Genomic DNA, 22,467 nt, shown 5'->3' on the forward strand with positions numbered 1-22,467 from the left:
CAGCCGGTCACCGGCCCGCCGCCGGGGGAACCTCCCCCGGCGGATCCCTCAGAGTCACTGTCCGGCCGCCGACATGATGCCCCGACCCCGGCCGTTGACAGGCAGGCGTCCCCATCGGTACCAGCCTGCCCGAATTCTGAAGCGAAGGGCTCCCCGTGCGCCTCCCCCGTAGTGCGGTCGTCGGCATGACGGCCGCCGTGCTGAGTTGCAGCCTGGCCGGATGCGGCAGCATCCAGGAGCTGACCAGCAGCAGCAGACCCCTGCTCGGCAAGACCCCGGCCGGCGCCTCCCCCGCCGAACCGGCCGTGTCGGCGTCCGCGAGCGGTGCCCCTGCCACGACACCGGCCCGCGAGAGCGGCCCGCTGGACACCGGATCCGTCGTCCGTCGCGTGAAACAGGGCGACTTCACTGTCACGCTCACCTACTGGACCTCGGACGACGCGAAGCTGTACACCGCCGCCTCGGTCAAGACCATCAACGTCGCGGCCCACATCGAGGACGCCGACAGCGAGCATCGCGTCACGGTCAGCACCTTCCAGGTGACGCAGGACGACGGCTCGGCACGTACCGAGGCGTACACCGACAAGGGGAAGTTCGACGTCACCCCGCCCTATCCCTACAACACCGTGGTGACGCTGCCGGCGGCCACGACGGGAGCCACGAGACTCACGTTGACCATACGAATGGACCTCCTGGTGGAGACCGCCCCGGAGTCGAACAGCTACTACCGCTCGACCGCTCTCGACACGCTCACCCTGCCGCTGCTGAGGAACGGTGCCGCCTGATGACGAGCGAGACCGTTCCCGGCCTGCGCCGGGCCACCGACCGGCAGATCCTGATCCCGCGCAGCGCCAAAGCCGGGCCGCTGGCACTGCCACCGGCCCCGAGGCTGGCGGAGCTGGAGGCGGTCGAGGACGCCGCTGACGAGATCGCCGCGGCGGTGATGGCGGGCGGACCCCGGCACGCCACGATCAGCTGCATCATTCCCTGTTACAACGAGCAGGAGACGATCGGCGACGTCCTGCGGAGCCTCCTCGCTCAGACGCGGCTGCCGGACGTCATCCACGTCATCATCAACAACACCGACGACGACACCCCCGAGATCGCCCGCACTTTCGCGGGCGAGCACACCCGTACGGTGAAGGGCCAGAAGTTCGTCACCGAGGTCCACGTCCATGACATGGGCGTCAACCCCGACAAGAAGGTCGGGGCCCTGAACTACGGCTACTTCCTGTCCCGCGGTCACGACTACATCCTGGGCGTGGACGGCGACACCACCCTCGCCCGTGACGTCGTGGAACGGCTCGAACTGGAGATGACCGACGACCCGCGGATCGGCGGGCTGAGCGCCATCTACAGCATCGACAAGAGCCGCTACCGGGGCCTGACGGCACGCTTCCTGGTGGCCGGTCAGCGCGCCCAGTTCGGCGCGTTCAACATGGACAATCTGCTGCGCGGGCGCAACATGGCGGTGCTCGGCGGCCAGTGCAGCCTCTTCAACGTGCGGGCGCTGGAGATGGTGATGGTCCGCCACCATCAGCAGGCGCCCTGGGTGCGCGACAGCGAGGTGGAGGACAGCAAGCTCTCGCTGCAGATCAAGGACGCCGGCTTCAGTACGAAGATCAGCGCCACGGCCCGCGCCTACGTCGGCCCGATGACGAATCTGCGTGCGCTGCACGGCCAGCAGGTGAAGTGGAACTTCGGCGCGATCGACCTGTTCTGGCCGGGCCAGCGGGGCGACAACAAGGGCCAGCCGATGCACCCCAACCTGCGGCTTCGCTGGTACGAGAACATCTCGATGATCTTCAACATCGGTTCCCGGCTGGGCTTCCTGCTGCTGCTGGTGGCGTCGTTGTCGATCAACGCGTTCGTGTTCAACCCGATCTGGCTCATCCCGCCGGCGGTCGCGGCGCTGCTGAATCTGCGGCTCGCGCTGGCGATGAAGGACAAGAGCGCGTCCGACCTCCTGTACGCCGCCCTCGCCTTCCCGGCGGAGATGTACATGTGGATCAGGATGGGGCACTTCGTCTCGGCCTGGACGCAGTTCTTCGCCCAGACCGACAAGGACAACTGGGCGGCCCAGGCCAACGCGGAGAAGGGCAAGGGCTCGGCGTACGTCATGCCGCTCGTGGTGCTGGTGGCCATCGTCATCGCCGCGACCTACGCCTGGAGCCAGCAGAGCATCGAGATCCAGTCGGCGATCCTGTCGCTCGGCTGGCCGATCCTCTACATCGCCACCGTGGCCCAGACCGTGTTCATGGCGCGCAAACTGTTCCGCCGTCACCGGGGTTTCCAGGTCTGACCGGCACACGAAGGGCCGGGGTGTCCGCCACCCCGGCCCTTCGTTCGTGACGTGTCAGCCGCGCGAGATGGCGGTCATCTCGTCGCGGTCGACGACCTTGATCCGCTTGCGGCCGTGCGGCTCGCCGAGCGCGATCTCGTGGGCGTCCAGCAACTGCCAGCCGGCCCAGGTGGTGATCGGCAGGCCGCGCTGCTCCAGGTAGGCGACCACGGCGGCCGGGTCGGTCTCGGTGGCGGCCGGCAGCCGGTCCTGCTCCAGGTCCTCCAGCAGGCTGGCGACGGTCTCACCGGAGCAGCCCTTGGTGTGGCCGATCAGGCCGACCGGGCCGCGCTTGATCCAGCCGGCCACGTACACGCCGGGGATGTGCTCGCCGTCCAGGTCGAGAACCCGTCCGGCGGCGTGCGGGATGGTGCCGGTCCTGGTGTCGAACGGCAGGTCCGGCAGCGCGCTGCTGAGGTAGCCGACCGCCCGGTAGACCGCCTGGACGGGCCAGTCGGTGAACTCGCCGGTGCCGCGTACCCAGCCGTCGCCGGTGAGCTCCTGCGTCTCGGTGCGCAGGCCGACGACCTTGCCGTCGGAGCCGAGCACCTCGACCGGAGCCTGCAGGAAGTACAGGTGCAGGCGGCGCGGGCGGTCCCGTGGGTCGCGGACGGCCCAGTTCTGCAGGATGTCGACGCACATCTTGACGTGCCGGGTCTGGCGCATCGCCTCCAGGCTGGCCTCGTCGAACTCGATGCCCTCGGGGTGGACGATCACCTCGACGTTCGGCGAGTGGTCCAGCTCGCGCAGCTCCTGCGGGGTGAACTTGACCTGCCCCGGGCCGCGGCGGGAGAACATGTGCACGTCGGTGACCGGGCTGTTCCTCAGCGCCTGGTAGACGTTGTCCGGGATCTCGGTGACGAGCAGCTCGTCGGCGGTCTTGGAGAGGATCCGGGCCACGTCGATGGCCACGTTCCCGGCGCCGATGACGGCGACCTCCTTGGCGTCCAGCGGCCAGTCACGCGGCACGTCCGGGTGGCCGTTGAACCAGGAGGCGAAGTCGGCGCCGCCGAAGCTGCCCTGCAGATCGATGCCCGGGATGTCGAGGGACCGGTCCTTCTCGGCGCCGGTGGAGATCACCGTGGCGTCGTAGAAGCGGTTCAGCTCCTCGGGCTTGACGTCGACGCCGTACGAGACGTTGCCGATGAACCGGATCCGGGGGTTGTCGAGGATCCGGAAGAGCGCGTTGACGATCTCCTTGATCCGGGGGTGGTCCGGTGCCACGCCGTACCGGATGAGACCGTAGGGGGTCGGCAGCTTGTCGAAGATGTCGACGGTGACCGTCTCCGATGCCTTGATCAGATGGTCGGCGGCGTAGATACCGGCCGGGCCGGCTCCGATGACGGCAACTCGCAGGGGGCGGTTCATGGTCGCTTCCTAACTCGCGCTTCGATTCCGTCAGCCAAGATCGACGGCAGGCCGAAGCGACTTTAAAACCTCAACCTAGGTTGAGATCAATGCGACCTCACTCGACAAAGTCGGCAAAGCGGACTTAGGGTACCCTCACGCAAAGCGCTGGCCTGGGAAAACATCCACTTCTGTGCAACAGGTCTCCCTGTTCACCCGTTGGGCACGGCAAACCCCCGCCCCTCCCGCCGGCGGCTGGGCGCCCGTATCCCGGCCGGCAGCGCCCCGATAGCCTGGCCCGATGATCGATCGCCGCACCCGGGCCGTCTGGGCGCTGTTCGGCGCCCTCGCGCTGATCTCCTCCGCCCTGGTGCTGCGGCGCCCGCCCGGCGATCGCCTCTCGGATCTGCACATCTACTACGGCGCGGTGCGGACCGTGCAGGACGGCCAGCCACTGTACGGCTACGTCGCCGAGAACGGCGGCCCGTTCACGTACCCCCCGTTCGCGGCCCTGCTGCTGCAACCGTTGACGCTGGTTCCCGAACCGGTGGCACGGCTGATCTGGCTGGTCCTGGTGGTCGCGGCGATCGCGGCGATCGCGGTGACCGCCGGCCGGGCCCTCACCACATCGGCCGACCGGCGGCCGCTGCTGGTCGCGGTGGCCGCGTGCGCGTTGCTGCTGTCCGCCCCGGCACAGAGCAATCTGCGCTTCGGCCAGGTCAGCGTGTTCATCGTGCTGCTGGCACTGATCGACGCGACCGGCCTGACACCCGCCCGCTACCGTGGCGTGCTGGTCGGCGTGGCCGCGGCGATCAAACTGACCCCACTGCTGTTCGTCGTCTTCTTCCTGGTCGCCCGCCGGCCCCGCGACGCGGCCCGCGCGATCGGCGCCTTCGCCTCCTGCGCCCTGATCGGCGCGCTGCTCCTGCCGTCCGACAGTTGGGCGTACTGGACCGGGACCATGCTGCAGACGTCCCGGATCGGCAACCTGGCGTCCCTCGGCAACCAGTCGCTCCACGGCATGCTGATGCGCGCCGGCATGGCGCCGCAGACCCTCCCGCTGCTGTGGGCGGCCCTGGTGGCGCTCGTCTGCGCCGTCGCCCTGTGGCACGCCCGGCGCATCGCCCTGGCCGGCGAACCGGGCCGCGCGGCGGTCCTCGTCGGCTGCGCCACCGTCGCGGCCTCCCCGGTCTCGTGGACCCACCACCAACTGTGGCCGGTCCTCGCCGCGATGCTGATGATCGCGGCGCACGGCCGCCTGCGCCGGGTCGCGGGCGCCGCCCTGCTGGTGATCATGACGCTGTCGCTGGGCAGCCTCCTCGGCACGGTGTCGCTGCGCCCCGGCCTGCAGTTCCTGTTCGAGAACGCCCGCTCGCTGGCGACCGTGGCCGTCTGCCTGACCGGTCTCGGCGTGGCAGCGGTCCACCAGGCCCGCCGGACGGTGCCGCATCGTGTCTGGCCGCGGGCGGCGGTCACCGTCGCCGCGGCCGTCGCCGGTTTCGCGGTGCTCCCCCTGCCGGCCGGCGCGGATCCCACCTTCAAGGCGTACAGCCTGGCCGACACCGCGAATCCGCGGTACTTCTTCTACTGCCGAACCGCCGAGACCTGCGCCGACCGGACCACCGGCGCCCCGGTGAGCTTCGGCACGCTGCGCGAGCCCACCAAGGTCCGGGTCAACGGCGTGGTCGACGACCGGGTCGCCCGCCTCGAGTTCACCAGCGCCCCGGGCGGCCCACCCCGGGAGATCCCCATCGTCGAGATGTTCCCCGGCCGGCGCACCTTCTCCTTCCGCCTGGCCAACATCGCGGCGGGCCGGCTGGTCGCCTACGACCACGGCGGCCGGATCCTGGCCGTCTTCACCGACTCCCTCGTCCCCCCGGCCTAGCCACCGCGCCTCGCGCACGTCCCCTTCCGGTACGCCGGACACCGTCCAGCCCCATCGGGACCGTCCCGTCGGCCGGCGGGAAACGGGGCTCGGCGGCGCGCTGAACGGGCCGCGGCCGGCCGCCGGAAACGCCTCACAGGGCACTCCGGAGCCGGGATGATCGCCCTCCAGTTCCGGCATTCGTCCTCATCCGCCGTTCGTGTGCCCGGGAGCCCTGAAAACGTCTGGTGGGCGTGGGGCATCCGCGCACGACAGACAACAATGCCCCGCCTCCCCGCGCCGACGTTTAGACCAGCACCTGGCCGCCCCGTGCCCGGCGGCATCGGCTGATCGCGTCGGCCCGGCACGCTCACCTCGCGGCGGTTGCTGCCGACAAGGTCCTGGCACGGGTGATGAGGGAGTGGTCGGCATGCGCCAGCGACAGATCTGCCAGTCAGCGGTAGCGGTCGCTGCGGTCGCGGTCACCGTCATCCGCATGCTGTCGGAGGATCACGGCGCGACGGTCGCCACCATCGTCATGATCATGATGACGGCTCTGGGCGTGGCCAGCCATGCCCGGGCAGCGCGGCGCCTCCCGGCGGGCCGGGCCTCCGGGCGTGGGGTCTGGATGCACACCACGGCTGCCATGGTCTGCTGGCTGATCGGGGAGGCGACCAGCGCGGCGCAACTTTTCGGCAGCGGCCATGCCGTCGGGCGTACCGTCTTCGGGCATGTGGTGAACATCGCCGCGTTCGCACTCGCCATCGGCGCGATGCTGTCGGTGCCGACGGCGCCGGCCACCGGTGCGGCGCGCTGGCGGATGGTGCTCGACGGTGCGGTGGCGGCGACCGGGCTGTTCACGTTCACCTGGTCCTTCGCGTTGACCCGGCTCCGCGCTCAGGGCCTGACCGGCCTGGATTACGTCTTCGACGTGATCTATCCGGTGGCCGCGGTCGCGGTGCTGGCGGTCGCGCTGCTGCTGCTGGCCGGCGGGGGGAAACCGGGATCCTCGGCCTTGACCTACCTTGCCGGCGGCGTCACGGTGGCGTGCGTCTCTCTGCTGTACGAGGTGTTCGGCACCGCCGCCGGCTGGAACATCCGGCCGCTGCTGAGCGGGGGGCTGCTGCTGGCCGCCGGATTGATCGCGCTGGCGCCCTCGGTGCCGTTGCCCGCTGGCGACAAACGCGCGTGGGAGCCCTCGACGGCGATCGGGCAGGCATTGCCCTACCTGCCGATACTCGCGCTGTTGCTCGCCGCCCTGGTGACCGCTCACCGAACCATCACCGTCGACGTCATCGCGGTGTGGTCGGCGACCCTGATGGTCGGCGCGGTACTCGCAAGGCAGTTGCTCTCGCTGCGCTTGACCAGGCATTTGAGCGAGAGCCTGGAGCGGGAACGCAGCCGCCTGGCGCATGAGGCCTTTCATGACCGCCTGACGGCTCTGCCCAACCGGGCCATGGTCGCCGACCGGCTCGCCCGGCTCGACGCCGCGCCGGTGCCCGGCACGATGTTCCTCATGCTTGATCTTGACGGGTTCAAGGAAGTGAACGACACCCTCGGCCATGCCGCGGGTGACCTTCTGCTTCGGGAGGTGGCGCAGCGACTGCTGCTCGCGGTCCCGCCGACGGCGACCGAGATCACCGCTCGGCTCGGCGGTGACGAATTCGCGATCATCCTGGTCGGGGCCGGCCGCAACCGGGCCGAGGATTCTGCCGCGCGCATCATCCGGGCGCTGACGGTGCCGATCGAGATCGTCCACCGATCCGTCACGGTTGGCGGAAGCGTCGGTATCGCGGAGCTTCATCGGCCCTCCTCGGACACCGGCGAACTCATGCGCCACGCCGACATCGCCCTGTATGCCGCGAAGCGGGCGGGCAAGGGTTGCCTGCGACATTACGAGCCGGCATGGCGATCATCCGAACCCGCGGAGACGCCGGCGACAGAGGCGCTTGCCGGATCTCATACCGGCGTTCCGGGACGGGAACGCGCGTCAGGTGCGGTCACCGGCATCGCGTGATCTCCAGGCGATCCGCCGAAACCCCACGGCCCGGAGGAGGACACGGCTCACCCACCACGGCCAGATTCCTCCACTCGCCGCCCCGCAGGCCGATTACCAACAGGACGGGAACAGGCCGCCGCGGACGGCGGCCGCCAGGGGTTCCCGCACCGCCGACCGCATGCCGGACCCGACATGGTGTAGCCCCGTCGGCACACCACCACGCTGGAGGACTCGTGCGCCGCGCCCGCCCCGCCGCCACCGGCCAGGAGAGCACGTTCCGGGTCAGTGACCTGTTCTTCTCCCGTACCGACACCAAGGGCCGGATCCTGTCCGGCAACGACGTGTTCGCGCGGGTCTCCGGCTACCCCCGTGAGGAGCTGCTCGGGGCGCCGCACAACATCGTCCGGCACCCGGCGATGCCCCGGTCGGTGTTCGCACTGGTGTGGGACCGTCTCCTTGCCGGGCTCCAGATCAGCGCATACACGGTGAACCTCGCCGCCGACGGCTCCCACTACTGGGTGCTCACCTCGATGCGGCCGGTCACCGGCGGATACCTGTCCATCCGGCAGAAGCCGTGCCATCCCGAACTGTTCGCCACCGTCCAGGCGATCTACGCCGACGTCCTCGCCACCGAGCAGGCGGCCGAGGCGGCCGGCGCGTCGACCTCGGAGATCATCGCGGCGGGCACGGCCCGGCTCGGGGAACTGCTCGCCGAGGCCGGTTTCGCCGATTACGAGGTGTTCATGGGCCAGCTCCTCCCGGCCGAGGTCGCCGCCCGGACCGAGGTGATGCAGGCCGCCGAGGAGCAGTTCCGTGCGTCCGGCCGGCCCGACCGCCGCGGCGCCGCGCTCCGGTCCGCCGAGCTGGGCCGCGAGTACGCCGAGGTCTCGGACGCGTTGCTGGCGCTCGTGCACCGGATCGACATGTTCGAGTCATACAGCACGCAGCTCGCCGACCAGTCCGCGTACGTCCGGGAACTGGCCCGCAAGATCTATCTCTTCTCGTTGCAGACGGCGCTGCTCGGCCACCAGCTCGGTGAGCGGGCCGCCGGCGTCTCCGCGGTCGCCGAACTCGTCAAGGACGGCGTCGGCGGCATCCTCGCCGCCGCCGACCCCCTCACCGAGGTCATCGACAAGATCCGCGCCACTCTCGGGGCGCTGGCATACTCCGTCGCCGCGTCGAAACTCGAGGTCGACGCGCTGCGGGTCTTCGTCACCGAGCTGATCCGGGACAAGCCGTCCGACCCGATACTCATCGACGATCTGGGGCTCCTCGCCGAGGGGATCTCGGACGACGTCCAGACCACCGGCCGGCGCCTCGCCGAACTGCGGGACCTGATGCCGGACCTACGGGTGCCACTCAGCCGTCTGGAGGGACTGCTGCGGGAGATGGACGCCCTGACGTTCAACGGCCGGGTCGAGTGCAGCCGCATCGATGACCGGGCCGACGCCGTCAAACTGTTCGCCCAGATCCGCGGCCTGGTTCGGGAGGCCGACAAGCGGCTGTCCGGGGTCGACAACTTCTCCGAGATGATCGCGGCCGCGGCCCGGGAGGGCCAGACGATCGAGCGGACCGTGCAGGCCCTGGTCCGCCGGATCGCCGAGACCTGCCGGGCTCGATCGTCTCCGGAGGAGAGCTTGGCGAGTCCTTCGCTGTCCAGGACAAGTGAAACCCCGGCCTAGATGCCTCTGATCAGCCGGCTTCCTGAGCGGCGTTGACCAATCGGAGCAAATGTCGATGGTGTCGTCGACCCGGCGACGCAGCCTGAGCTCCGCCTCCTCCATGAGGATGAACGGGCTCGCCGTCACGCCGAAGCGCTGAGTGAGGTCGGCGGCCGTGACAATGCCGCTCAGGAGGCCGCCGTCACCGCTGGTCGTCCGTGCCGCTCAAGAGGCACTCGGCTGGTCGATCCGGACCATCGCGATGCCGGGGCGCACCTTGGCGATGGCATCGAAGTCGGCGTCTACGTACGCGAGGGTCAGGCCGTGCGCCTCCGCGGTCAGTGCAATGATGAGGTCCATCGGCGACGGCCCGCGGTGATGGCCGGTCTTGATCAGATCCCGCTGAACCGCAAGCACCTGCCGCCAAGGATCGTCGAGCGCCGGGACCCAGGCGAACGTGCGGCGCAGCACCGCAGTGAAGGGTTCAAGGTCGCGGCCCGCCCGAACACCGACCATGAGTTCGGACTCGACCGGCGGGCAGATCGCGACAACGCCCTGCGCGACCAGCCGGGGCCACGGGCCGCCGATCTGCCCGCGCAGAAGCCGCCAGACTGCCGAGGTGTCGGCCGGGTAGTCGGTCACCGACCCGAGCGTTCGTACTCGTCCAGGGCTTCGAAGTCGAGGTAGTCCGCAGCATTCTCCTGCAGCCAGGCGAGCCCGCGGGCCCGGTCCTCGCCCTCAGGTCACCACCCCGACAGCGATACAGGGCGTCGGGGACGCGGTATACCCGCAGCTCACGGCCTAATCGGGACCCTTCCAGCCGTACGCCGGCGGACGCCCTGACCTGGTTCACCGCTCAGACACGGGGCGGCACGGACAGCCTCGTGGCGAGACGAGCTGTCCGGCGGGCTTGACCCTGACGCAGGGTCAACCTTCGACACTGTCCGCATGAGAATCCCGGCGGCAATCCGGCAGGCTTCGGAGCCCGCGATCCATGTGCGGGGCCTGGAGAAGTCGTACAAGGAGCTGCGTGTGCTGCGCGGCGTGGACTTCGAGGTGGCGTGGGGCTGCATCTTCGCCCTGCTCGGCTCGAACGGGGCGGGCAAGACAACGGTGGTGCGGATCCTTTCCACACTGCTCAAGGCGGACGCGGGAACCGCGACGGTGAACGGCTTCGATGTCGTGGCCCAGGCCACCGACGTTCGTGAGTCCATCAGCCTGACCGGCCAGTTCGCGGCCGTCGACGAGATCCTCACCGGGCGCGAGAACCTGATCCTGGTCGCCCGGCTGAGGCACCTCGAGAATCCGGGTGCGATCGCGGACGACCTGCTGAAGCGTTTCGCGCTGGCCGAGGCCGGCGCTCGGCGGGTGGCGACGTACTCCGGGGGCATGCGCCGCCGCCTGGACATCGCGATGAGTCTCATCGGGAAGCCGCCGGTCATGTTCCTCGACGAGCCGACGGCCGGACTCGACCCGGAGGCACGCATCGAGGTGTGGCAGGCCGTCAGGGAACTCGCCGAGGGCGGCACGACGGTGCTGCTCACCACCCAGCACCTGGACGAGGCCGAGCAGCTCGCCGACCGGATCGCGATCCTCCACGAAGGCCGGATCATCGTCGACGGCACCCTGACCGAGCTCCAGCGACTCCTGCCGGCCGCCAAGGTCGAGTACGTCGAGAAGCGGCCCTCCCTCGAAGAGGTCTTCCTCGCGGTCGTCGGCCGCACCGGCGAAGACGCCAAGAACTGAGGACGATGATGACCACGCACTTGTTCGGCGACACAGCCGTCCTCACCGGACGGACCATGCGCCACGTCACCCGCAGCTTCGACACCATCATCACGACCGCGGTCACACCCATCGCGATCATGCTGCTGTTCGTCTACGTGTTCGGCGGCGCCATCGACACCGGATCGGTCTCGTACGTGAACTATCTGCTTCCCGGCATCCTGCTCATCACCATCGCGTCGGGCATCTCGTACACCGCGTATCGGCTCTTCGAGGACATGCGGGGCGGCATCTTCGAGCGTTTCCACTCCATGCCCATCGCCCGGTCCGGCGTGCTCTGGGCGCACGTGCTGACCTCGCTGCTCGCCAACGTCATCTCGCTCGCGGTCGTGATCGGCGTCGCCCTGCTGATGGGCTTCCGCACGAGCGCCCCGGTGGCCGCCTGGCTCGCGGTCGCCGGCATCCTCGTTGCGTTCACCCTGGCGCTGACCTGGCTGGCTGTCATCCCGGGTCTCGCCGCGAAGACCGTGGACGGCGCGAGCGCGTTCGCCTATCCGCTGATCTTCCTGCCGTTCATCAGCTCGGCGTTCGTGCCCACCGACACCATGCCGGGCCCGGTACGCGCCTTCGCCGAACACCAGCCGGTGACCTCCATCGCCAACACGATCCGCGACCTCTTCGCCGGGCAGCCGGTCGGCAACGACATCTGGACCGCCCTCGGCTGGTGCGCCGGGATCCTGATCGTCGGCTACGTCCTCGCGAACATCACGTACCGTCGCAAAATATCCTGACCGGGTGAGGTGGGCGGCATGCTGACGATCGGCCAGCTGGCGCAGTACGCCGGCGTCACGGTGCGGGCTGTGCGGCACTACCACCAGGTCGGACTCCTAGCGGAGCCGGAACGGGACCCCTCGGGATACCGTCGGTACGGTGCCACGGCCGTCGTGTCGCTCATCAAGATCCGCACCCTGGCGAACGCCGGCGTGCCGCTGTCCCGCATACGCGAGATGCTCGACGCCGACGCTCCGACGTTCGCCGAGGCGGCCCACCGGATCGATGAGCACCTGCGCGACGAGATCGAACGGCTCGAGACCAGCCGCAAACAGATCGCCCAGCTCACCGCCGGGGACAGCCTGGTCCTGCCTCCGGCGGTGGTCGCCTACCTCGACCGCCTGCGGGAGATCGGCGTGTCGGCACGGATGGTGACGGGCGAGCGGGACGGGTGGATCCTCATGGCGGCGCGCTGGCCCGACCAGGTCGAGGAGTGGATACCCGCGAAACTGGCCGAGCTCGAGGACCCGCTCATGGTCCGGCTCTATCGCCTCCTCTCCGAGATCTTCGACGGCGACGCGGGCCACGACGACCCCCGCCTGGTGGAGGCCGCCGACGTGATGGCCGCTCTCTGCGAGCAGGCGTACGCCTCCGGCGCGGCCGGCATCGACGCCGGGTCCGACGACGACATGCTCTTCGACCTGTTGGACGCCCTCGCCGTCGAGTCCGACGCACGGGCGACACGGCTGCGGGAGCTGGTTCGCGAGCGCGGCTGGGCCCGATGGACCCGGCTGGAGCGGGTCGCGGAGCCCCCCGGTCCAGAGCGACCAGCAACAGGCGTCACTTGAGCCCGCGGGGCGGACCGGAGTCCCGGAGGTGAAGGGTTCGGGCCAAGGCCGCTCGCCTCTGTCGCCTCTCGGCCGAAGAACATCATCGCGGCGCTTGGAGGTCGGGCGAAGCCTTGCCGAGGTCGTGTGCGACAGCCTGCAACTCCGCCAGCGAAGGCTTGTTGCCGGTGTGCCCCTCAGGCGAAGGGACCGGCGGCGGAGGTTGTGCGCTCGTTTAGCGACGCTACCGCCGGTAGCAAGGTTATTGGTGGGCGATACTGGGATCGAACCAGTGACCTCTTCCGTGTCAAGGAAGCGCGCTCCCGCTGCGCCAATCGCCCTGGTGATGCGAGGTGGAGACGGGATTTGAACCCGTGTACACGGCTTTGCAGGCCGTTGCCTCGCCTCTCGGCCACTCCACCGTGGCGGCCGATGCAACGCTCAGCAACAGCCTTCTCCGAGCGGAAGACGGGATTCGAACCCGCGACCCTCACCTTGGCAAGGTGATGCGCTACCACTGCGCCACTTCCGCATGTCGCGCCGGTTTCCCTGGCGACGGATGAAACCTTAGCCGAGCCACCGGGAAGATGCCAAAGCGCCCCCCGTTTTTCCGCGTGTGGCGCTGCTCAGCGGTTCTCGCCGAGCAGCCGGCGGACCTCGGCGAGCAACTCGGTCTGGAACGCCGCGACGCTGCCGTCGACGACGCCGATCCGGTAGTCCTCGCCGGTCTCCGGGTGGTGGGCGCGCTCCTTGTCCCGGTATCCGGCCGAGCCGTCGGTGTGACCGGCGGCGTACGCCTCGATCGCTTCTTCCATGGGGGCCTCCTCGAACACGCGCGACAATCTCGCACGTCCCGGGTTCGCCGCAATACCGGTCGCCCGTCGGAGCGGGTCAAACCGTTCGGCAGTGGCACGTCAGCCGGATGCCGGCCGGCGGACAGCCGTCCCGCGAAGGCTGAGGGTCATCCGAACGAGGAGGACACGATGCGGGGTACGGCGAAGCGGGACGGGGTTCGGCTCGCGTACGAGGTGGAGGGCACCGGGGACCGGACGATCGTCCTGTTGCCGGCCTGGATGGTGACGAACCGGCTGATGTGGCGGCCTCAGGTGACGGCGCTGGCGCAACGGTTCCGGGTGGTGACTTTCGACTCCCGGGGCAGTGGCGAGTCGGACCGGCCGGTGGAGGCTTCGGCGTACGCCCCGGAGGAGCTGGCCGCCGACGTGCTGGCGGTGCTGGACGCCACGGAGACGCCACGGGCGCTGCTGGTCGGCAATTCGCTCGGCGGCCTGGTCGGCCTGCTGGTGGCCGCGACGTCACCGCAGCGGGTGGCGGGTCTGGCGCTGATCGGCCCGACGGTGGACGTGACCGGGACGGCGCCGAGCGCGTTGCAGCTGGCCACCACCCTGTTCGAGGAGAATCTGGAGGGCCTGGACGGCTGGGCCCGGTACAACCGGCGATCCTGGGAGTGGGACTACCCGGGGTTCGTGAGCTGGTTCGTGTCGACGGCGCTCGGCCCGGAGGCGACCGGTGAGGACCGGGCGGCGGGGATCGCCGCCGGCCTCGACAACACGCCGGAGGTGCTGGCCGCGACGGTCGCCCATCGGGCCGGGACGGACCGGGCCGGGCAGGCCACCCGGTCGCGCGCGGTGGCCGGCCGGGTGCGCTGTCCGGCGCTGGTGCTGCACGGCGGCCGGGACGAGATCTGCCCGCCGGAGTGGGGCCGGGCGCTGGCCGGGCTGCTGGGCGCGCGGCACGTGGAGCTGGCGGGCGCCGGCCACTGCCCGCACGTGACCCGGGCCGCGACGACGTCGGCGCTGCTGGCGGAGTTCGCGACCGAGGTGTGGCGATGACCGCGAACCCGGTCCGGGGACGGATCAACGCCCTCATCTTCAAGATCCTCGACGGGTACGCCCACCGCGTCCTCGGGGAACGAAAACGGAAGTTGTTCGCGGATCTGCCGGACACGGTGCTGGAGATCGGCCCGGGCACCGGCACGAATCTGCGCTACTACCGGCCGGGCACCCGTCTGCTGGCGGTGGAGCCGAACCCGTACATGCACGGGGTGCTGCGTGCCGCCGCGGCCCGGCACGGGGTGACGGTGGATCTGCTGCCGGCCGGGGCGGAGCGGATTCCGCTGCCGGACGGCTCGGTGGACACGGTGGTGAGCACGCTGGTGCTGTGCACGGTCCCGGATCCGGCGGCGGCGGTGCGGGAGATCCTCCGGATCCTCCGGCCGGGTGGAAGGTTGCTCTTCCTGGAGCACGTCCGGGCCACGGGCTCTTCGGGGTACGCCGTGGTGCAGCGCCTCACGGAGCGCCCGTGGCGGTGGTTCTTCGAGGGCTGTGAGGTGTGCCGGGACACCGAGGCCACGATCCGGGCCGCCGGTTTCGCCACGGTACGTGCGGACCGGTATCAAGCGCCGTCACTGTTCCTGCCCATCAATCCCCAGATCGCCGGGGAGGCGGTGCGATAGTCGCCTGGTGAGGTTCCGCGTTCTCGGCGCTGTCCAGGCGTACACCGAAGAGGGTCTGCCGGTGGCACTCGGCGATCGTCGCCGCGCTCTGCTGGCCGCTCTCCTGGCTCGCGCCGGGCGGGTGGTGCCGGCCGACCGGCTGGCCGACCTGTTGTGGGCGGAGACGATGCCGGCGGATCCGGCGGCGGCGCTGCACAGCCAGATCTCCCGGCTGCGGCGGGTGCTGCCGGGCGTCCCGATCGACACCGTGCCGCCCGGCTATGCGCTGCGGGTCGATCCGGATCAGGTGGACGCCGGCCGGTTCGACCGGCTGGTCGCGGCGGCGCGGACGGGAGACGCCGCGGAGCTGCTGGGTGAGGCGCTGGCGCTGTGGCAGGGCCCGGCCTACGCCGGTTTCGCCGACACCGAGGTGGCCCGCCTGGAGGCGATCCGGCTGGAGGAGGCCCGGCTGCACGCCACCGAGACGTGGCACCGGGCGCTGCTCGCGGCGGGCCGGCCGCAGCTGCCGGAGCTGGAGGCGTTCGTGGCCGGGAATCCGTTGCGGGAGCGGGCCCGGGACACGCTGATGCGCACCCTGTACGCGCTGGGCCGGCAGACCGACGCCCTGGACACCTATCAGGAGTACGCCGACCGGCTCGCCGACGAGCTGGGGCTGGAGCCGTCGGCGGGGATCCGGGACACCCGGCTGCTGATCCTGCGGCACGACCTGCCGGAGTCGCCGGCCGCCGCGCCTGCCGCCTCGGCCACGCCCCTGTCCGGGCTGGCGGCCCGATACCTGACCGCGCCGGGCGGCCGTACCATCGCGATGGCCTCGCTGGGCGACGGCCCGCCACTGGTCGCGCTGCCCGGCTGGGTGTCCAGCATCGACGTGATCGCGGCCGGCCGGGATCCCCGTTCGTCGCTGCTGCAACGGCTGGTGGAGCGGCTGTCGGTGACGGTCTACGACCGGTACGGGACCGGGCTGTCGCGCGGTCCGGTGGACGACTTCGGTCTGGACGCCGCGGTCGGCGAGGCGCGGGCGGTGGCGGAGCGTCTCGGCGGGCCGGTGGATCTGCTGGCCATGTCGGAGGCGGGCCCGGTGGCGGTGGCACTGGCCGCGGCCCGCCCCGATCTGGTGCGCCGGCTGGTGTTCTTCGGCACGTTCGCCGACGGCCCGGGAACCTTCCGCCGGCCGGATCTGAACGCCGCCCTGGTCACGATGGTCCGCGCGCACTGGGGGATGGGGGCGAAACTGTTCGCCGACCTGTACCGCCCGGACGCCACCGACGACGCGGCCCGGCATCTGGCCGAGGTGCTGCGCGACTCGGCGGACCGCGACGTGGCCGCCGAGTATCTGGCGCACGTCTACGTCACCGATGTCACGGCGATGCTGGCGCGGGTGGCGGCGCCGGCGCTGATCCTGCACTACCGCGGGGACCGGGTGATCCCGTTCGACGGCGGGCGGCAGCTGGCGACCGGGCTCCCGGACGCCCGGCTGGTCGCCCTGGACGGGCCCTACCATCTGCCGGACGCCGCCGACCTGGACCGGGTGACGTCGGCGATCACCCGGTGGGTCCTGGACGGCGCCGTCTGACAGCCATCCTTCAATCACGGCACAGACTCCGCACAAGTGGGCTCCGCACGATGGTCTCCGGGACCAGCCGAGGAGCCACGAGGATGACAGTGAACAACCAGATCGACCCTGATTCGCCGGACGCCGCCGAGCCGGTGACCGAGACCGCCGGCCCGGGGACGGCGCCGGGGACGGCATCGGACGTCACCGAGGTGATCGACGGCCCGAAGCCGGCCGGCGGCGCGACCGCTCCGGAAACGGTTCAGGCCACCCCGGACGGGCCGTCCAACACGGTGGACGTCCCGCCGGCCGAGCCGGCTGAGCCCGTCGAGCACGTCGCGCCGTCGGCCGGTGTCCCCGGCGACGCCCCGCCACCCGGCCCGTTCCCGCCCGCGCCGCCGGTCCCGCCACCGGCCGCGCCCGGCGCCAAGGGCCGGTTCGGCACGGGCCCCAAGTTCGTGCTGATCGCCGCCGTGCTGGTCACCGCCATCGTCAGCTCCGGAATCACCGCCGGTGTGATGACGGCGATCGACAGGGACGCCACCCCGGCCGCCACCACCCGGCAGGACGGGACCGGACGGGACGGCCCCGGCATGCGCGGTGGCGGAATGCGCGGTGGCGGAACCCAGCAGGACTCTCGGCGGGGCTCGAACACCCCGCCGAGCACGGGCACCCAACAGGGCACCATCACGCGGCCCGGCACCGGGACCTGATCGGACGGCGGCGGGACTCCCCCACCGCCGCCGTGTCAGACGCCGAGCCAGGACGGGTCGGTGGCCAGCTCCCGCAGCCGCCCGGCCGGGTCGGCGACCAGCCGCCGGGTCGCCCGGTCCATCAGCCCGGCCACCCCGGTCACCCGGGCCACCGGGACGCCGTCGGCACGGGTGTAATCCTGCTCGACCTGGAACGTCTTGCCCTCGCCCCAGAGGAAACGGCAGGTCACATCGACCTCGTCGCCGGCGCGCAACTCCCGCAGGTAGCGGATGGTGGTCTCCAGCACCACCGGGCCGACCCCGGCACGGACCAGCGTGTCCGGGCCGACCCCGGCGGCCAGGAAGCACTGCCAGCGGGCGTGCTCGCCGTACTGAAGGTAGACCGCCTGGTTGACGTGGCCCTGAAGGTCCAGCTCATAGCCACGGACCGCGATGCGTACCTGGAAAAGGTCAGCCATCACCCGATCCTGGCATACCTGGAACGCCGGACAGTCCGGCCGAGCGCGCCGTATAAAAAGGCATGACACCAGTCGCCGGGACACCGCCGCCCACCCTGTTGCGGCCGGTGTTGCGGATCACGGACCGGCTGCGGACCGCGACCCGGCTCGGCGTGGTCGTTCTCGCCCTGCTCGTGCCCGGCGCGCTGGCCACCGGCATGTACACCGCCGTCACCACGAAGGACATCGCCTTCAGCACGCGTGAGGAGGAGGGCGCCGACGCGCTGCGCCCGGCGCTGATCGCGTTGACGGATACGGTCGCCGGGCGTGTGCCCGATCTGGCCGCCGTCCGCGCCGCCGCCGAGGCGTACCCGGAACTGGAGATCGTCGAGGTGGCGCGGGCCGTCCCGGAGGCCGGCGCCACGGCGGCGGACCGGATCGCCACCGCCACCGCGCTGACCGCCCTGGTCAGCGAGATCGGCAACCGGTCGAACCTGATCCTCGACCCGGACCTGGACTCGTTCTACGTGATGGACGCGCAGGTCGTACAACTGCCGCAGGCGATGCTCGCGGCGTTGCGGGCGGGGGCGCCCGCCGAGTCCGGCGGCCGGGCCGCGGTGGCCGCTCAGGCGGTGCTCGCCGGACGGCTCTCCAGCATCGCCGGCGCGTTCCGCAACGACGTCGCCACCGCCACCGCCAGCACGGCCGACACCACGCTGTCCGCGCGGATCACCGAGCCGGTGGAGACCCTGGCGGGCGCGATCGAGACGCTGGCCCAGCGGCTCACCGACACCCTGGACACGCCCGGCCCGGCCGACCCGGCGCCGGTCGCCGCGGCGGCGGCCGGCGCGGTGGGCCCGCTGCACGACGGGCTGACCCTGCTGCTGGAGGACCGGATCCAGACGTTCCGGGTGGAACGCGCCGTAGTGCTGGGCATCTCGATCGGCGGTTTCGCCCTGGCGCTGTGGTGCGCCGCCGCGGTGCTCTGGCGGACCGACCACGACGTACGGCAGACGGTCGCGGCGGTCACCGCGATCGCCGGGTCCGACCTGACCTCGCGGCCGCTGCCGGCGGGCCGTGACGAGATGGGCGACATCGGGCGGGCGCTGACGGTGGCTCGTGCCCGGCTGCTGGAGCAGGAGGAAGCGCTGGTCGACGCGGAGACCGCCCGGGAGCGGCAGCTACGGGCCACCTTCATGCACCAGCGGCAGGCCGAGACACAGTTCCGGAAGCGGACCCAGGAGATCATCGACGACTCGACCGGGGTGATCGCCGCGGAGCTGCGCCAGGTGACCGAGAAGGTCAGAGAGGTGAAGGGCTCGGCCGACGTCATCGACGACCGGATCACCATCGCCGACACGGCCACCAGCGCGATCGTCGAACAGGCCCGGGAGGCCGAACAGGTGATCACCTCGCTGGAGCTCAGCCTGCGCCGGGTGGCGACAACCGCCGCCCTGGTCACCGGCATCGCCGGGCAGACCCGGCTGCTGGCGCTGAACGCCACCATCGAGGCGGCCCGGGCCGGCGATCTCGGGTCCGGTTTCACGGTCGTCGCCGACGAGGTGAAGCAGCTCGCCACGCACACCGCCGAGTCCACCGACCAGATCATCCAGACGATCCACGACCTGGAACAGGACACCAACGCGATGGCCCGGACCATCACCACGATGATCGAGGGCATCGCCGGGGTGGGTGACGCCGCCATGTCGCTGCGGGCGGTCGCCGCCGACCAGGCCACCTCGATGGCCGGCCTCAACGCGCAGATGACCGCCACCCTGGGCCGGGTCGAGGAGATGGCCGATCTGGCGACCCTCCTGGAGCGCCGCGAGCACGACCGGATCGCGATGGCCGGCCGGGTGGTGCTGCGCCAGGCCGGGAAGCCGCCGGCGCGGGCGGCGCTGGTCAACGTCAGCGCCGGTGGGCTGCGCTGCCTGGTCGACGGCGACCAGCAGGTGGCCGAAGGCTCCTCCCTGGAGGTCGACCTGGACAGCGGCGACGGCGACGAGACCCTGACCGTGCACGCCCGGGTGGTCAACGTGGCGCCCACCGACGACGGCGCCGAACTCGGCCTGCAATTCATGGTCACCGACGAGTCCCTGGCGAAGCGCCTGGTCTCGTTCGCGGACCGGCTCATCGCGACGGCGGGGCAATGAGTCCGACATAGACGATGACGACTCCCGCACCTAGGCTGGGCCGGCGCGAGGTCCGTGTCCTAGGGGGGTGTGGTGCGGTTCCGGCTGCTGGGTCCGGTGGAGGCCTCCGAGGGGGACCGTGTCGTCGCGCTCGGCGCGCTCAAACAACGGCATCTGCTGGCCGCGCTGCTGTTCGACGGCGGGCATCCGGTCACCTTCGAGACGCTGATCGACCGGCTCTGGGGCGACGGGCCGCCGGCCGACGCCCGGGGCACACTCTACGGGTACGTGGCCCGGTTGCGGCGGGTCGTGAGAGACAGCACCGGTGTCACCCTGGTCCGCTGGTCCGGCGGCTACACGTTGCAGGCGCCGAACGGGTCGGTCGACCTGTTCCGGTTCCGTGAGCTGCTCGAGTCGGCCCGGTCCGCGGAGCCCGGCGACCGGCTCACCGCGCTCGACGAGGCGCTGGGGCTGTGGCGCGGCGAGGCGCTGGCCGGGCTGCCCGGCGAGTGGGCGCGGCGGACCCGGGAGAGCCTGGAGCAGCAACGGCTCGCGGCGCTGGCCGACTGGGCGGCGGCCGCCGTCGACCTGGGCCGGCACGCCGAGACGGTCGACCGGCTGGCCGCGGCGCTGGCCCGGGATCCGCTGTGCGAGCCGCTAATCGCGGCCATGATGCGCGCGTTGCACGCCTCCGGGCGTACCGTGGAAGCTCTTGATCTTTTTGCCCGCTCACGCAACCGGATCGTCGATGACCTGGGCGCGGAACCCGGGCGGCTGTTGCGCGAAGCGCACACCACCATCCTGCGCGCGCCGGCCACGGGCGCTCCGGAGCCCGCCGGGCCCGCCCCGCCGCACGCCGCCGGCGGGCCGTTCCTGCTGCCGCCGGACCTGCCCGACTACACCGGTCTCGACCAGCGGGTCGCCGAGACCGTGGCGGCGTTGCTGGCGCCCCGGGCCAGTCCCGTGGTGGTGGTCTCCGGGCCGGGCGGGGCCGGGAAGACCGCGTTCGCGGTGCATGTCGCGCACGCGGTGCGGGACCACTACCCGGACGGGATGCTGTTCCTCGACGTGGGCGGCGCCGATCCGCTGGAACCGGCCGAGGCGCTGAGCCGGCTGCTGCGCATGCTCGGCATCACCGACGCGGACGCGCAGGGCAATCCGGATCTGCGTGAACGCGAGGCGCGTTACCGGGCCGAGCTGGCCGGACGCCGGATGCTGGTCGTCGTCGACGACGTCGTCGGGGCCCGGCAGGTCCAACCGTTCCTGCCCGGGGACGCCGGTTCGGCGCTGCTGGTGACCAGCCGGTCCCGGCTCGCCACGGTGGCCGCCACCAGCCGGGTGGAGCTCGGCATGATGTCGCTGGACGAGGCGTGGGCGCTGCTCACCCGGGTGATCGGCGCGGACCGGACCGACGCCGAGCCGGAGCAGACGGCCCGCCTGATCGGGCTGTGCGCGCGGCTGCCGCTCGCCGTGCGGGTGGCCGGGGCGCGGCTGGTGGCGCGGCCGCACTGGGCGGTCGCCCAGCTCGCCGACCGGCTCGACGACGAGCGGCGCCGTCTCGACGAACTGGCCGTCGACGACCTGGAGGTGCGGGCCGGGCTGGCCGTCGGATATCGCGGCCTGAGCCCCCGGGCGCAGCTCGCCTTCCGGGCGCTGGGCAGCCTGGACCCGCCGGCGCTGACCGCCCTCACCGTGGCGGCGCTGCTCGGCACCGACCTGGACGAGGCCGGCGACCTGATCGAGGAGATCACCGACGCACGTCTGCTGGACGTCATCGGCGCGGACGGGCGGTGCATCCGCTACCGCATGCACGACCTGGTCCGGTTGTACGCCGGCGAGCTGAGCCGGGCCGACCCGGAGGCCGCCCGGGCCACCGTGACCGGGGCGCTGGCCGCGCTGCTGCGTCTCGTGGAGCGCCTGGCCGAGCAGTTGCCGGTGGCCACCCCGCGGCTCTACCACCCGGCGGGGCTGCCGGAGCCGCCGGCGCGCTGGGCGGACGCGATCGACCGGGTCGACCTGCACCGCTGGTTCGCCCACGAGGAACCGGCCCTGATCGCCGCGGTCGAGCGGGCCGCCGCGATGGATCTGGTGGAGCCGGCGTGCGGGCTGGCCGACGCGCTGGTGTTCGCGTCGTTCGCGGCCCGCAACAACTTCGACGGCTGGGAGCGGGCGCACACCGCCGCCGCGTCGGCCGCCCGCCGGGCCGGGAACCGGCTCGCCGAAGCCGCCATGGAGTGCGGGGTCGGCCAGCTGCGCTACGCACAGGACCGGTTCCCGGAGTCGCGGCGGCACTTCTCCCGGGCGGCCGGGCTGTTCGAGGCGGCCGGGCACGACCGCGGCCAGGCGGTGGCCCTGAACGGTCTCGGAACCGTGGCCCGGGAACTGGGCGAGCACACCACGGCGCTGCCGCAGATCAACCGGGCGCGGGAGATGCTGGACCGGCTCGGCGACGACGCCGGGGTGGCACACGCCTACTACAGCCTCGGGTTCGCACACCGGGAGCTGGGCCACGACGAGACGGCGCTGCGCCACTTCGCGTCCGCCCTGGAACGGTACCGCCGGGTCGGGCACCGCCGCGGTGAGCTGATCTCGATCCGGGGCATGGGCCTGGTGCACCGGGCCCGG

General features: G+C 71.5%; 17 protein-coding genes, 3 tRNA genes and 1 pseudogene. 14 read left to right on the forward strand and 7 right to left on the reverse strand.

Going from position 1 to position 22,467, the window contains the following annotated elements:
* Positions 1 to 185: 185 nt before the first annotated feature.
* Positions 186 to 785: a hypothetical protein gene (locus tag AB0I88_RS12390; RefSeq protein WP_361021872.1), complete on the forward strand. Its 600-nt coding sequence runs from the start codon at positions 186 to 188 to the stop codon at positions 783 to 785.
* Positions 785 to 2,302 carry a glycosyltransferase family 2 protein gene (locus tag AB0I88_RS12395; protein ID WP_361021875.1) on the forward strand — a complete coding sequence of 506 codons (1,518 nt, stop codon included), beginning with the start codon at positions 785 to 787 and terminating at the stop codon, positions 2,300 to 2,302. The genes AB0I88_RS12390 and AB0I88_RS12395 overlap by 1 nt, the downstream gene beginning before the upstream one ends.
* Positions 2,303 to 2,356: 54 nt before the next feature.
* Here the strand turns inward: AB0I88_RS12395 and AB0I88_RS12400 are convergent, their stop codons facing one another.
* The gene (locus AB0I88_RS12400) at positions 2,357 to 3,709 is read right to left on the reverse strand and encodes an FAD-dependent oxidoreductase (protein ID WP_361021878.1); all 1,353 of its coding nucleotides are present in this window, start codon (positions 3,707 to 3,709) and stop codon (positions 2,357 to 2,359) included.
* 280 nt (positions 3,710 to 3,989) lie between these two features.
* Between AB0I88_RS12400 and AB0I88_RS12405 the strand changes: the two genes are divergently transcribed.
* The 3 genes from AB0I88_RS12405 (at position 3,990) to AB0I88_RS12415 (ending at position 9,233) form a co-directional block, all read left to right on the forward strand.
* The gene (locus tag AB0I88_RS12405) at positions 3,990 to 5,573 is read left to right on the forward strand and encodes a glycosyltransferase 87 family protein (protein ID WP_361021881.1); all 1,584 of its coding nucleotides are present in this window, start codon (positions 3,990 to 3,992) and stop codon (positions 5,571 to 5,573) included.
* 409 nt (positions 5,574 to 5,982) lie between these two features.
* A complete protein-coding gene (locus AB0I88_RS12410; RefSeq protein WP_361021953.1) occupies positions 5,983 to 7,569 on the forward strand; it encodes a GGDEF domain-containing protein in 1,587 nt (528 codons plus the stop codon).
* 215 nt (positions 7,570 to 7,784) lie between these two features.
* Complete coding sequence (locus AB0I88_RS12415; RefSeq protein ID WP_361021884.1) at positions 7,785 to 9,233, forward strand: PAS domain-containing protein; 1,449 nt, start codon at positions 7,785 to 7,787, stop codon at positions 9,231 to 9,233.
* Between the two features lie 204 nt (positions 9,234 to 9,437).
* On the opposite strand, the gene AB0I88_RS12420 is transcribed toward AB0I88_RS12415, so the two are convergent.
* Complete coding sequence (locus AB0I88_RS12420; protein WP_361021887.1) at positions 9,438 to 9,854, reverse strand: PIN domain-containing protein; 417 nt, start codon at positions 9,852 to 9,854, stop codon at positions 9,438 to 9,440.
* Positions 9,855 to 10,160: 306 nt separating this feature from the next.
* On the opposite strand from AB0I88_RS12420, the gene AB0I88_RS12425 reads away from it, so the two are divergent.
* The 3 genes from AB0I88_RS12425 to AB0I88_RS12435 are packed head-to-tail and all read left to right on the forward strand — an operon-like array spanning position 10,161 to position 12,556.
* Positions 10,161 to 10,958, forward strand: a complete 798-nt coding sequence (locus tag AB0I88_RS12425) for an ATP-binding cassette domain-containing protein (protein WP_361021890.1) — start codon at positions 10,161 to 10,163, stop codon at positions 10,956 to 10,958.
* A gap of 8 nt (positions 10,959 to 10,966) precedes the next feature.
* Entirely contained in the window at positions 10,967 to 11,728 is a 762-nt protein-coding gene (locus AB0I88_RS12430; protein WP_361021893.1) for an ABC transporter permease, read from the forward strand.
* Positions 11,729 to 11,746: 18 nt separating this feature from the next.
* Complete coding sequence (locus AB0I88_RS12435; RefSeq protein WP_361021896.1) at positions 11,747 to 12,556, forward strand: MerR family transcriptional regulator; 810 nt, start codon at positions 11,747 to 11,749, stop codon at positions 12,554 to 12,556.
* Positions 12,557 to 12,801: 245 nt separating this feature from the next.
* Here the strand turns inward: AB0I88_RS12435 and AB0I88_RS12440 are convergent.
* The 4 genes from AB0I88_RS12440 to AB0I88_RS12455 all read right to left on the reverse strand — a co-directional run bounded on the left by AB0I88_RS12440 (position 12,802) and on the right by AB0I88_RS12455 (position 13,350).
* Positions 12,802 to 12,876, reverse strand: a tRNA-Val gene (locus AB0I88_RS12440).
* Positions 12,877 to 12,886: 10 nt separating this feature from the next.
* Positions 12,887 to 12,957 (reverse strand) — tRNA-Cys (locus tag AB0I88_RS12445).
* A gap of 38 nt (positions 12,958 to 12,995) precedes the next feature.
* A tRNA-Gly gene (locus AB0I88_RS12450) sits at positions 12,996 to 13,067 on the reverse strand.
* 94 nt (positions 13,068 to 13,161) lie between these two features.
* On the reverse strand, positions 13,162 to 13,350 hold the full coding sequence (locus tag AB0I88_RS12455) for a hypothetical protein (protein WP_361021899.1): 189 nt from the start codon (positions 13,348 to 13,350) through the stop codon (positions 13,162 to 13,164).
* Positions 13,351 to 13,518: 168 nt separating this feature from the next.
* On the opposite strand from AB0I88_RS12455, the gene AB0I88_RS12460 reads away from it, so the two are divergent.
* The 4 genes from AB0I88_RS12460 to AB0I88_RS12475 all read left to right on the forward strand — a co-directional run bounded on the left by AB0I88_RS12460 (position 13,519) and on the right by AB0I88_RS12475 (position 17,273).
* Positions 13,519 to 14,385, forward strand: coding sequence for an alpha/beta hydrolase (locus AB0I88_RS12460; RefSeq protein ID WP_361021902.1), 867 nt, complete (start codon positions 13,519 to 13,521; stop codon positions 14,383 to 14,385).
* A complete protein-coding gene (locus AB0I88_RS12465; protein WP_361021905.1) occupies positions 14,382 to 15,008 on the forward strand; it encodes a class I SAM-dependent methyltransferase in 627 nt (208 codons plus the stop codon). Before AB0I88_RS12460 ends, AB0I88_RS12465 begins: the two co-directional genes overlap by 4 nt.
* 7 nt (positions 15,009 to 15,015) lie before the next feature.
* Positions 15,016 to 16,581 carry a BTAD domain-containing putative transcriptional regulator gene (locus AB0I88_RS12470; RefSeq protein WP_361021908.1) on the forward strand — a complete coding sequence of 522 codons (1,566 nt, stop codon included), beginning with the start codon at positions 15,016 to 15,018 and terminating at the stop codon, positions 16,579 to 16,581.
* 83 nt (positions 16,582 to 16,664) lie between these two features.
* Positions 16,665 to 17,273: a hypothetical protein gene (locus AB0I88_RS12475; protein ID WP_361021911.1), complete on the forward strand. Its 609-nt coding sequence runs from the start codon at positions 16,665 to 16,667 to the stop codon at positions 17,271 to 17,273.
* A 35-nt stretch (positions 17,274 to 17,308) separates the two neighbouring features.
* Here the strand turns inward: AB0I88_RS12475 and AB0I88_RS12480 are convergent, their stop codons facing one another.
* Complete coding sequence (locus tag AB0I88_RS12480) at positions 17,309 to 17,731, reverse strand: acyl-CoA thioesterase (protein ID WP_361021914.1); 423 nt, start codon at positions 17,729 to 17,731, stop codon at positions 17,309 to 17,311.
* A gap of 62 nt (positions 17,732 to 17,793) precedes the next feature.
* On the opposite strand from AB0I88_RS12480, the gene AB0I88_RS12485 reads away from it, so the two are divergent.
* Positions 17,794 to 19,863, forward strand: a complete 2,070-nt coding sequence (locus AB0I88_RS12485) for a methyl-accepting chemotaxis protein (RefSeq protein ID WP_361021917.1) — start codon at positions 17,794 to 17,796, stop codon at positions 19,861 to 19,863.
* Between the two features lie 288 nt (positions 19,864 to 20,151).
* Positions 20,152 to 22,389 (forward strand): annotated as a pseudogene (locus AB0I88_RS12490) (BTAD domain-containing putative transcriptional regulator); the annotation flags it as partial.
* Positions 22,390 to 22,467: the final 78 nt, after the last annotated feature.

It is taken from the genome of Actinoplanes sp. NPDC049802 (assembly GCF_040656595.1).
In the GTDB taxonomy this organism is placed as follows: domain Bacteria; phylum Actinomycetota; class Actinomycetes; order Mycobacteriales; family Micromonosporaceae; genus Actinoplanes.

What these genes read in the sequence shown, in the direction of transcription:
- AB0I88_RS12485 (WP_361021917.1), top strand. Translation starts at nt 17,794, where the DNA reads ATGACACCAGTCGCCGGGACACCGCCGCCCACCCTGTTGCGGCCGGTG.
- AB0I88_RS12395 (WP_361021875.1), top strand. Translation starts at nt 785, where the DNA reads ATGACGAGCGAGACCGTTCCCGGCCTGCGCCGGGCCACCGACCGGCAG.
- AB0I88_RS12480 (WP_361021914.1), bottom strand. Translation starts at nt 17,731, where the DNA reads ATGGCTGACCTTTTCCAGGTACGCATCGCGGTCCGTGGCTATGAGCTG.
- AB0I88_RS12435 (WP_361021896.1), top strand. Translation starts at nt 11,747, where the DNA reads ATGCTGACGATCGGCCAGCTGGCGCAGTACGCCGGCGTCACGGTGCGG.
- AB0I88_RS12460 (WP_361021902.1), top strand. Translation starts at nt 13,519, where the DNA reads ATGCGGGGTACGGCGAAGCGGGACGGGGTTCGGCTCGCGTACGAGGTG.
- AB0I88_RS12425 (WP_361021890.1), top strand. Translation starts at nt 10,161, where the DNA reads ATGAGAATCCCGGCGGCAATCCGGCAGGCTTCGGAGCCCGCGATCCAT.
- AB0I88_RS12405 (WP_361021881.1), top strand. Translation starts at nt 3,990, where the DNA reads ATGATCGATCGCCGCACCCGGGCCGTCTGGGCGCTGTTCGGCGCCCTC.
- AB0I88_RS12465 (WP_361021905.1), top strand. Translation starts at nt 14,382, where the DNA reads ATGACCGCGAACCCGGTCCGGGGACGGATCAACGCCCTCATCTTCAAG.
- AB0I88_RS12410 (WP_361021953.1), top strand. Translation starts at nt 5,983, where the DNA reads ATGCGCCAGCGACAGATCTGCCAGTCAGCGGTAGCGGTCGCTGCGGTC.
- AB0I88_RS12400 (WP_361021878.1), bottom strand. Translation starts at nt 3,709, where the DNA reads ATGAACCGCCCCCTGCGAGTTGCCGTCATCGGAGCCGGCCCGGCCGGT.
- AB0I88_RS12455 (WP_361021899.1), bottom strand. Translation starts at nt 13,350, where the DNA reads ATGGAAGAAGCGATCGAGGCGTACGCCGCCGGTCACACCGACGGCTCG.
- AB0I88_RS12430 (WP_361021893.1), top strand. Translation starts at nt 10,967, where the DNA reads ATGACCACGCACTTGTTCGGCGACACAGCCGTCCTCACCGGACGGACC.
- AB0I88_RS12475 (WP_361021911.1), top strand. Translation starts at nt 16,665, where the DNA reads ATGACAGTGAACAACCAGATCGACCCTGATTCGCCGGACGCCGCCGAG.
- AB0I88_RS12390 (WP_361021872.1), top strand. Translation starts at nt 186, where the DNA reads ATGACGGCCGCCGTGCTGAGTTGCAGCCTGGCCGGATGCGGCAGCATC.